At 62.2% G+C, this 9420-nt stretch carries 8 protein-coding genes; 4 read left to right on the top strand and 4 right to left on the bottom strand.

Features of this window, described 5'->3' with window-relative positions; translation table 11 throughout:
• Positions 1-142: 142 nt before the first annotated feature.
• The 4 genes from IMCC21224_RS21525 to IMCC21224_RS21510 form a co-directional block, all read right to left on the bottom strand.
• Positions 143-1054, bottom strand: coding sequence for a hypothetical protein (locus tag IMCC21224_RS21525; RefSeq protein WP_047997600.1), 912 nt, complete (start codon positions 1052-1054; stop codon positions 143-145).
• Between the two features lie 85 nt (positions 1055-1139).
• Positions 1140-2813 (bottom strand): thiamine pyrophosphate-binding protein, encoded by a 1674-nt coding sequence (locus IMCC21224_RS21520; RefSeq protein ID WP_156178392.1) that lies wholly within the window; start codon positions 2811-2813, stop codon positions 1140-1142.
• An 8-nt stretch (positions 2814-2821) separates the two neighbouring features.
• A complete protein-coding gene (locus tag IMCC21224_RS21515; RefSeq protein WP_047997598.1) occupies positions 2822-3847 on the bottom strand; it encodes an amidohydrolase family protein in 1026 nt (341 codons plus the stop codon).
• A gap of 132 nt (positions 3848-3979) precedes the next feature.
• Positions 3980-5242 carry a LysR family transcriptional regulator gene (locus IMCC21224_RS21510; RefSeq protein ID WP_047997597.1) on the bottom strand — a complete coding sequence of 421 codons (1263 nt, stop codon included), beginning with the start codon at positions 5240-5242 and terminating at the stop codon, positions 3980-3982.
• A 548-nt stretch (positions 5243-5790) separates the two neighbouring features.
• Between IMCC21224_RS21510 and IMCC21224_RS21505 the strand changes: the two genes are divergently transcribed.
• The 4 genes from IMCC21224_RS21505 to IMCC21224_RS21490 all read left to right on the top strand — a co-directional run bounded on the left by IMCC21224_RS21505 (position 5791) and on the right by IMCC21224_RS21490 (position 9419).
• Positions 5791-6675, top strand: coding sequence for a phosphate ABC transporter substrate-binding protein (locus tag IMCC21224_RS21505; RefSeq protein ID WP_047997596.1), 885 nt, complete (start codon positions 5791-5793; stop codon positions 6673-6675).
• A 3-nt stretch (positions 6676-6678) separates the two neighbouring features.
• Complete coding sequence (locus tag IMCC21224_RS21500; protein ID WP_047997595.1) at positions 6679-7656, top strand: VOC family protein; 978 nt, start codon at positions 6679-6681, stop codon at positions 7654-7656.
• Between the two features lie 69 nt (positions 7657-7725).
• Positions 7726-8289: an NADPH-dependent FMN reductase gene (locus tag IMCC21224_RS21495; protein ID WP_047997594.1), complete on the top strand. Its 564-nt coding sequence runs from the start codon at positions 7726-7728 to the stop codon at positions 8287-8289.
• A gap of 155 nt (positions 8290-8444) precedes the next feature.
• Positions 8445-9419 carry a 4,5-dihydroxyphthalate decarboxylase gene (locus IMCC21224_RS21490; protein WP_047997593.1) on the top strand — a complete coding sequence of 325 codons (975 nt, stop codon included), beginning with the start codon at positions 8445-8447 and terminating at the stop codon, positions 9417-9419.
• Position 9420: the final 1 nt, after the last annotated feature.

Below are 9420 nucleotides of genomic sequence, written 5' to 3'. Positions count from 1 at the left end.
CGGCATCGTAGCCTCGATCAGCCAGTTCGAGAAGCATCCGTGCGAAGATACCCTGAAGTGCCCCCAGCCTAGTCCGCAGAGCAGGCTTTGGTGCAAAAAAGTTGCAGTGTGCTACCAGGCATCACGAGACATTGCGTTTGACTCAGGCGCCGAGCGTGCGGGTGAAGTCGTTGAAGAGGTCGTCGACCGCGACCGGTTTCGAGATGATGTGCTGCTGGTAGGCATATTTGATGGCACATTCCAGTGCGCGTCGGTTCGCCTCAACCCCTACCGGGACGGCATCGGGCACCGCGTCGCGCACGGAGGGATTGGCGTTGCGGCTGGCGACCAGCATGTCGAACACCGCCCGCACCGCGTCGGGGCGCTGTTCGCACAGGGCGTCGGGCACGATGATGAAATGGTTGGGCGGCACCAGACCCTCTTTTGCATACCACGCCTTCGCGGCCTCATGCGGGTCGGGGATCAGCGGGCGGATGCGCGGATCGTCGGGCATGTTCATGCCCAGGATGCCTGCGTCGACCTCGCCCTTCATCAGCATTTCGACCGGATCGGTGCCGTCGGGACCCCATTCGATGCTGCGGGGATCAGTGTATTCGGTCAGGTGCGGCTGATCGAAACAGACCCAGGTGACGCTGTCGGGATCGACGCCATAGTCGTTTTGCAGGATGCCCCGCACCCATAATCCGGTTGTCTGGGTATAGCTGCGCACGGCGACGCGTTTGCCGGGCAGATCCTGTGGTGTCAGCGTGCCGAAGTCGGCGTTGTAGCCGATGCAGTGATGCTGGAACCGGCCCAGAACCACCACCGGCAACAGGGAAAAGCCCTTGCCGAACTCGCGGGCCTGAAGGTAGGTCGCGACCGCCATCTCGCTCACGTCGAACTTTTGTTCGCGTAGCATGGCCTTGAAACCGGCGTGCGCCTGTTTCAGCCCGGCATTTTCCAGCGTCACCAGATCCGAGGACACCTCTCCCGCCAGCAATGCTTTGGTGGTCGGGTAGCTGGCGATATTGGCGCTGAGGGTCAGCGGGCCGGTGGCGGGATAGGTCCGGGTCATGTCGGGGCACTCCGTGCGATATGAAAAAAACAGGGGGCACGCGGCCCCCGAGGATTTGCCCCGGCCCAGGGAGAAAAGCCGGGGATCAGCGTGATTTCAGAGCGTTTTCCCGAAGTTCGGTGAGCGAGGCGGCGGGCGTGATGGTCTCGGGGTCGATCACCAGATCCAGCACCGCCGGAACGCCTGCGGCGACCGCCCGGGCAAAGGCGTCGGGAAAGGCATCGGCGGTTTCGACCCGTTCGCCATAGGCGCCGTAAGCCTGCGCCAGCTTGACAAAATCCGGGTTGCCGTTCTTGAGCGTGGTGCCGCTGACGCGCCCGGGATAGGTGCGTTCCTGATGCATCCGGATCGTGCCGAGAATGCCGTTGTTGAGGATCAGAACGATCACGGCGGCGTCGTTTTCGACCGCCGTGGCCAGTTCCGCCAGCACCATCTGGAAATCGCCGTCCCCTGCAAAGCAGATCACCCGGGCGTCAGGCTTGTGCAGCTTGGCCGAGATTGCGGCAGGCAGGCCGTAGCCCATCGAGCCGCAGACCGGCGCCACCTGGGTGCCCAGTTGCCGGTAGCGGTGAAAGCGGTGCAGCCAGACCGAAAAGTTGCCGGCACCGTTGGTGTAGATGGTGTCGTCGGGCTGCGTCGCGTCGAGCCATGTCATGACCTCGCACATCTGCATCGCGCCGACGGTCTTGCGCGGGGCGGTCCATGCCTCGAAGTCGGCGCGCGCGGAACGGGTCCAGTCGGCCCAGCGGGACCCGTCCACCTGCGCAATGCCGGCCAGTGCCTGCGCACAGCGGCCGGGACGTGCGACCACGGCCAGATCGGGCTGGTAGACGTGCGAAAATTCGTCGGCGGCGGGGTAGATATGGATCAACTTTTGCGCCGGGCGGGGCGCGGTCATGATCCCGTAACCGTCGGTGCCGATATCACCAAGACGGGCACCAAGGACCAGCAACAGATCGGCCTGCGCCACCCGCGCCAGCAGTTTCGGGTTGGCGCCAAGGCCGATTTCACCAATGTAGCTGGGGTGATCGTTGCTCAGCTTGTCCTGACGCCGGAAGGTGGCGCAGCAGGGCAGGCCGGTCGCCTCGACAAAGCGGCGCAGATCGTCGGCCTCGGCCAGCGACCAGTCGCCGCCGCCGACCATCAGCAGCGGGCGTTCGGCGGTGTCCAGTGCCACGCGGATCTTGTCCAGTGTTGCCGGGGCGGGGTCGCCTTCGGGCACTTCGCAGCGCTTGCCGTCGATGGTGACCGCCTCGTCGGTCAGCATATCCTCGGGCAGGGCCACGACCACCGGGCCGGGACGCCCGGAAATGGCCACCTGAAACGCGCGGGTGACAAATTCGCTCATCCTTGCGGCATCGTCGACCTGCACCACCAGCTTGGCCTGGGTGGCCAGCATCCGGCGGTAATCGACCTCCTGGAACGCCTCACGCTCCATCACGTCGCGGGGGTTCTGGCCGATGAAGAGGATGTAGGGCGTCGAATCCTGGATCGCGACATGCAGGCCGGAACTGGCATTGGTGGTGCCCGGCCCGCGCGAGGCAAAGACCACGCCGGGCCGCCCGGTCAGCTTGCCATGCGCCTCGGCCATCATCGACGCGGCACCTTCGTGGCGGCAGGTCACCAGCCGGATCTGCGGCGCATCGACCAGCGCGTCGAGGACGGCAAGAAAGCTTTCGCCCGGAACACAGAAGATTGTATCGACGCCCTGGATCACCAGCTGGTCGACAAGGATACGGGCGGCGGTGCGCTTGATCATCGGTTCTCTCAGTTTGCCATTGCCTTGAGACGCGCATCGAGGCGCGGAAACACCCGCCGGGCATTGCCTTCGAAAATCTTGAGCTGGTCTTCCGCGCTCAGGCCCAGCCCGTCCACGTAGCGTTTGGTATCATCAAAATAGTGACCCGTCTCGGGATCAATGCCGCGCACCGCGCCGACCATTTCCGACCCGAACAGGATGTTTTCCACCGGGATCACCTCGGACAGCAGGTTCACGCCGGGCTGGTGATAGACGCAGGTGTCGAAATACACGTTCTTGAGCAGCAGTTCCGACAGCGGCGGGCGGCCCATGTCCTGTGCCAGACCGCGATAGCGGCCCCAGTGATAGGGCACGGCGCCGCCACCATGCGGGATGATAAACCGCAGGTTGGGGAAGGTCGCGAACAGGTCCGACTGCAACAATTGCATGAAGGCGGTCGTGTCGCCGTTGATGTAATGTGCCCCGGTGTGGTGGAAGTTGGGGTTGCACGAGCCCGAGACGTGGATCATCGCGGGCACGTCCAGCGCTTCGATCCGTTCGTAGAGCGGATACCACCATTCATCGGTCAGCGGCGGATCGGTCCAGTAGCCGCCCGCCGGATCGGGGTTCAGGTTGCAACCGACAAAGCCCATTTCCAGCACGCAGCGTTCCAGTTCCTCGATACAGTTATCGGGGCGGACGCCGGGCGATTGCGGCAACTGGCAGACGGGGGCAAAGTTTTTCGGAAAGGCGCGGGCGACGCGGTCGATCAGGTTGTTGCAGGTGGTGGTCCAGTGGCGGCTCATCGCCTCGTTGCCCAGATGGTGGCCCATCAGCCCGGCAATCGGCGAAAACAGCGCCATGTCGATCCCGCGCTGTGCCTGCAGCTTCATCTGTTCGCCCTGAAGATCCTTGAACAATTCCTCATCGGAAAAGTCGCGCAGGTCCGCAAAGCCATCCGTTTGCCCCGCCTCGTATGACGCAACCTGGGCATCGCGATATTTGCGCAATTCTTTCGGGGCAGTGGTGAAATGGCCGTGGCAGTCGATGATCATTCGGTCGTTTCCTTGTCTGGCGTATGCGTGGCCGGGCGGCCGTTGGCGTTAGCCTAAGGTCGTCACACGTTGAGAGAAAATCAGATAGCTGCCAAAGGTCATAGATTTGCGGCTCCGCGTCCGCGCCGAGTATCAGGATGCCAATGCCACCACTTTGGGGGCGACTGGGCCATAATGTTCGGCGCTGGCGGTGGTGGCGCGCAGGCAGTCAAGAAACTTGTCGTGGACTTCTGTCGGCAACCAGTCGCTGCGCGTGGTCAGCCCCTTGCGCGTGATCGTGTCAAGGTTCGGGCAGGGCAGGCATTGCACCGCGCCGAGGCTGGCATCAAGCTGCGCTTCGCTGCGCGACATCAACGTGATCATGTCGCTGCCCAGCAGCAACGCGCGCGCATAGGTCACCGAATTCGATTCGATATTGCGCCGGGGCTGTTTGTTCAGGCCGCAGAACAGGCTGTCGATATGTCCGCGCCGCGGCGTCCCTTCGGCCGGTACGATCCAGTCATAGTCCAGCAGAGCCGCCGCAGTCACCGACCGCAACCGCCCGAGCGGATGGCCGGGCCGGGTGACAACGCAATAGGAATCGTTGAACAGCGGCTCTTCTTCGATCTCATCGACCCAGTCGGGTTTTTGCAGCAACCCAAAGATCATGTCGACCCGGCAGTTCAGCAGGTCGTCCAGCAACGCATGATAGCTGCCGGTCACGATCTTGATGCGGACTGTCGAATGCTCTTTGTTGAACGCGGTGATGGCGTTGGCCAGCTCAAAGGCCCCGGACATCGGCAAGGCACCAACGACAATCTCGACATTGGAGCAACCCAGGGCAATTGTCACTTCGGCCAGACCGAATTCGATCTCGCGTACCGCACGGCGCACCTGCCGGGCCAGCGTCTCGCCCTGTTGATTGAATACCGGGCCGTTGGCCGAACGGTCAAACAGCGACTGACCAAGCGACCGTTCCAGCGTGCGGGCAGAGCGATAGAGCGAGGCGGGCGAGACATCCATCTGCGCCGCCGCCGCAGCAACAGTCGCGGGATCGGCAGTCACCAGAAGCGAACGCAGCTGCGTTCCGGTGACAATCCGTTCGATCTGCGGCAGCGGGCGGCCCTTTTGCGCCTCGGTCCCGCCGATCACGTCGTGAATGCCGGTTTCGAGGATCTCAAAGAACCGGTCCACTCGGCGCAAAAAGATAGCGCCAGCTTCCGTGGCATAGGTGCCGGTGGTGCAACGATCAAAGATCGGCGTGCCGATCAGCAGTTCAAGATTCGCAATCGCCTGGGTCACGGCAGGCTGCGAGGTGTTCAGATAGCGCGCGGCACTACTCAGGCCGCCAAGGCGTCCGATGACCTGTGTCATCCGCAGATGGCGGATATTGGGTATCTCGGGGCAATTGGTCATTCCGGTTTCCTCCCAGACGGAAAACGATCCGCTCAACAGCCTGTCAAGACTGCCTCCTCCGAGCGCCGTTTCCGGTTCTTCAGAAATCTAGCGAGGCTCCTCCTCCGCTGGTGCTGAACCTCGACTCTATGGGCGATTCTGGCAAATTCGATCCTTCCCAAAGCCATAATTTTTTTGCCACACTTTTTGCGTGTGATCCAGACGACAACAGGTATGCCGAGCGTAGGGCGAGGTCGAGATCGTCGAAATACTCCTATCTTTCGGGGTGCCGTGGGGACCAAGCTACGGCATTCTGGGGTGCAAAAGACATTGATTTCTTGGATGCAACCGAGCCGACAACCGGAACGACCCGGCGCCTGAACAGATCGCGGACAGATACGCCTGTACCATCAGGCAGGATCAGGAAACTTATGCCCCGCGACCCAAGGAACTTATCGCCAGGCGCCTGCTTCCGATTGGCGGACGGCTGCGCTTCTGGCGCACCATTGCCTCAAGGCCAAACTACGGCCACCCCTAGGAACCCGTACGACCGGACGGGAAGGATTCACATGACACAGAAAATCGTTCTACAGACCCTTCTTGCCGACTATGCGGTCACCTCCGCCCTTAAAAAGGGCGAGATCGCGTCGGACCTGATCGAATTCGCGTTTGCGCCGCTTCCCCGTGCCAACAAGGGGTTCAAACCGATGGTGCGCGAGATGCGCTATGACGCGGGCGAACTGGCCATCGTCACCTTTCTTCAGGCGCGTGAAGCCGGTGTGCCGCTGGTACTCCTGCCCGCCACCCTGTCGGGGCGGTTCCAGCATCAGTGCATCGTCTACAACACCGACCTGGGCGAAGTGCGCCCAGGCGATCTTGCGGGCAAGCGGATCGGCGTGCGCGCCTATACCCAGACCACGGGCATGTGGGTGCGCGGCATCCTGCAAAACCAGTTCGGTGCCGATCTGGACGAGGTCGAATGGATCACCTTCGAGGACGCCCATGTGGCCAGCTACGTCAATCCGTCCAACGTGGTGATCGCCGCCGAGGACAAGAAGCTGGACACCATGCTGCTGGACGGGGAACTGGATGCGGCGCTTCTGGGGGTCGACATGCCCGACGACCCGCGCCTGCGCTCTGTCATTCCCGACCCAAAGGCGGCGGCGCAGGATTGGTATCGCGACACTGGCGCAATCTCGATGAACCATATGGCGGTGATGCGCGCCGACCTTGCCCGCGACCGCCCCGAAATTGCCGCCGAATGGTTCCGCCTGCTCAAGGAAAGCAAGGCGCGAGCAAACCTTTCGCCCGAGATCGACATGCGTCCCTACGGGTTCGAGGCATTGCGCCCCGGGCTGGCACTGGCGATCAAATATTGCCGCCAGCAGCATCTTCTGGCCAGGGATGTGACGGTCGAAGAGTTGTTCAGCGATGCCACGATCGGGTTGGCCTGAGGCATGATCGACACCTACGTTTCGCCGCCGTTCCGGATCACCCGACTCAGCCACATCGCCTTGCAGGTTCGCGATCTGGAGGCATCGCTGGAGTTCTACCAGCGGCTTGCCGGTCTGATCCTGAGTCATCGCGACGGTGGCACCGCCTGTTTGCGTGCGGTCGAAGAGACCAGCCACCACAGCCTGATCCTGACCCAAGGTGACGAGCCAAGCTGCGATGTGGTCGGCTTTCGCGTTTTGGAGGACTCGGATCTGGACGCCGCCGAAGCCTATTTCGCCGGGCTGGACATCGCGACCGTCTGGCGTGACAGACCGGGGCAGGGGCGTATTCTGGGTGTAACCCTGCCGTCGGGCATCCTGATTGAACTGACGGCGCGGATGGACCGCCTTCCGCGCCTGCTGACCGAGTACAGCGCGCGCAAAGGTGGCGGCGCGCTGCGGCTGGACCATTGTCAGGTGATCGTGCCGGATGTCGAAGCAACCGGCGCCACCTTCCTGAACATGGGCTTTCGCGCCGCCGAGGTGATCGAACAGGGCGACACCGGGCGCCGCGTCGGCATGTTCCTGCACCGCAAGAACAATCCGCATGACATCGTGCTGTCGATGGCGGCCGGCCCGCGCCTTCACCACTTTGCGTTCATCACGCCCGATCTGCAATCCATGTTCCGCGCCTGCGACATCGCCGGCGAAATGGGCATCGGCAACGAGGTCGAACGTGGGCCGGGCCGCCATGGCCCCGGCAACAGCGCCTTTGTTTATTTCCGCGATCCCGATGGCCACCGGATCGAACTGATCCTGCCGCCGATGCAGATCATGGATCCGGACGAACCGCCAAAGGTCTGGTCGAATGCCGACAAACACATGGTAGTACCCTGGGGCGGTCCCGCGTCGCAGCGCTGGCGCGAAGAGGCAACGCTGTTCACCGGCGTCCCGCTGAGCACGGATGGCGATCTGGCGCGCTGGGTGGCGGACAGCAAGTGACCGCTGACTGACGGGCCCGCTTCATACCATCGCAGACCCGGTTGCGGGCTGTCAAAAGGAATGCCCCCTATGCACAAGATCCAGCTTGTTATTTCCAGCGTCCGCGCCTCGCGCATCGGCGACCAGATCGCCGGGTGGATCGTAGATCAGGCTGCGGGGGTGCCCACGCTGGACATCGACCTTGTGGACCTGCGCGACTGGCATCTTCCGATGGATGACGAACCGCTCCAGCCCAAGCAGTATCCGGCGATGGACAGCTATCAAAATGACCACAGTCGTGCCTGGAGCCGCAAGGTCCAGGAGGCCGCAGGCTTTGTCTTTCTGCTACCGCAATACAACTGGGGTTATCCGGCGTCGTTGAAAAACGCGCTGGATCATCTGTACCACGAATGGGCGGACAAGCCCGCCGTGATCGTGACCTACGGGTCGCGCGGTGGTGGCAAGGCGGCGGATCAACTGGTGCAGGTGATGCAGGGGATTCACCTGAACCCCGTCGCCACACGTCCGGCCCTGCCGCTAAAAGAAGCAGCCTATACCGAAGCAGGCCGACTTGCCGATCCGGCAACCGCCTTTTCCGAGCAGAAAGACGAAGTTGTGACAGCACTGCAAGAGCTGTCTCAGGCGCTCGACTGACGCCCGGACTGGCGCAATGCAATATCCCGATGCCCCCCGTCCGATTTCTGATTGGCTGACAGGGCGCGGTTTCAGTCAAGGTTCAACAACGAAATAGTTCCGCAACCAACCGCGCAATTGCGAGGCATGGTGCGGCAAGAAGGAGAAGATGCGGCGTGTCCGAAAAGGTAACACTCGACATATCCATCGCGGAATATCCGCATACAGCCAAACTGATCAGCGGCGAGATTCCGATCGACGGGGTGGAGGCGAATTTCATCAAGGTAGTGCCGCAGATCGGCGCATTCCGCCGCATGGTGCGGGATGTCGAATTCGACGTCTGCGAACTGGCGCCGACAACCTATATCATCGCGCGCGCCTACGGTTCGCCCTTCATTGCGCTGCCGATCTTTGTGATGCGCACCTTTCACCACGGCACCATGGTGAAATTGCCTGACGCAGGTATCAGCGGACCCAAAGACCTTGAGGGCAAGAAGGTCGGCATCCGGGCCTATTCGGTGACCACCTGCGTCTGGAACCGGCAGATCCTCGAAGAGGAATTCGGCGTCGACACCTCGAAAATTACCTGGGTCGTCGATGACGAGGAACACGTGACCGCGCTGAAACTGCCGCCCAACGTGGTCCACGCGCCCGAGGGCCGGTCACTTTATGACATGATGCTGGACGGTGAGATTGTCGCAGGCTCTTCGGGCAATTCGGGTGTGGGCCGCACCGGCTCACCCACCGGCGGCTGGAAAACGGTCAAGAATGACTGGCCGAAACTGATCCCCGACGCGGCCGAGCGCGAAAAGGCGTCGTTTCAGGCGACCGGCGTTTACCCGATGCACGGCACTGTTGTTGTCAAAGACGACGTGCTGGCCAAACACCCTTGGGTGGCCAAGTCGATCTGCGACGCCTTCCAGAAGGCCAAGGACGACTGGATGGCAGACTGGGAAAAGGGCATCGGCGACACCAAGGACGACGAGAAGTATCGCAAGCTCGCCAAATTCGTCGGCGACCCGCTGCCCTACGGTCTGGAGGCCAACCTGCCGACAGTCAACGCGCTCAGGGCTGCTGCCTTCAAACAGGGCATGACGCCACGCCTGATGGAGATCGACGAAATCTTTTTCGATCCGGACAAACAGCAATAAA

The organism is Puniceibacterium sp. IMCC21224 (assembly GCF_001038505.1).
In the GTDB taxonomy this organism is placed as follows: Bacteria; Pseudomonadota; Alphaproteobacteria; order Rhodobacterales; family Rhodobacteraceae; genus Puniceibacterium.
Note: the sequence above shows the minus strand (reverse complement) of the source record. Positions and strands in the feature narration are given on the sequence as shown.

Excerpts from the sequence above, each read along its gene's own strand:
- IMCC21224_RS21505 (WP_047997596.1), top strand. The coding sequence starts at position 5,791 with ATGACACAGAAAATCGTTCTACAGACCCTTCTTGCCGACTATGCGGTC.
- IMCC21224_RS21515 (WP_047997598.1), bottom strand. The coding sequence starts at position 3,847 with ATGATCATCGACTGCCACGGCCATTTCACCACTGCCCCGAAAGAATTG.
- IMCC21224_RS21525 (WP_047997600.1), bottom strand. The coding sequence starts at position 1,054 with ATGACCCGGACCTATCCCGCCACCGGCCCGCTGACCCTCAGCGCCAAT.
- IMCC21224_RS21520 (WP_156178392.1), bottom strand. The coding sequence starts at position 2,813 with ATGATCAAGCGCACCGCCGCCCGTATCCTTGTCGACCAGCTGGTGATC.
- IMCC21224_RS21500 (WP_047997595.1), top strand. The coding sequence starts at position 6,679 with ATGATCGACACCTACGTTTCGCCGCCGTTCCGGATCACCCGACTCAGC.
- IMCC21224_RS21495 (WP_047997594.1), top strand. The coding sequence starts at position 7,726 with ATGCACAAGATCCAGCTTGTTATTTCCAGCGTCCGCGCCTCGCGCATC.
- IMCC21224_RS21510 (WP_047997597.1), bottom strand. The coding sequence starts at position 5,242 with ATGACCAATTGCCCCGAGATACCCAATATCCGCCATCTGCGGATGACA.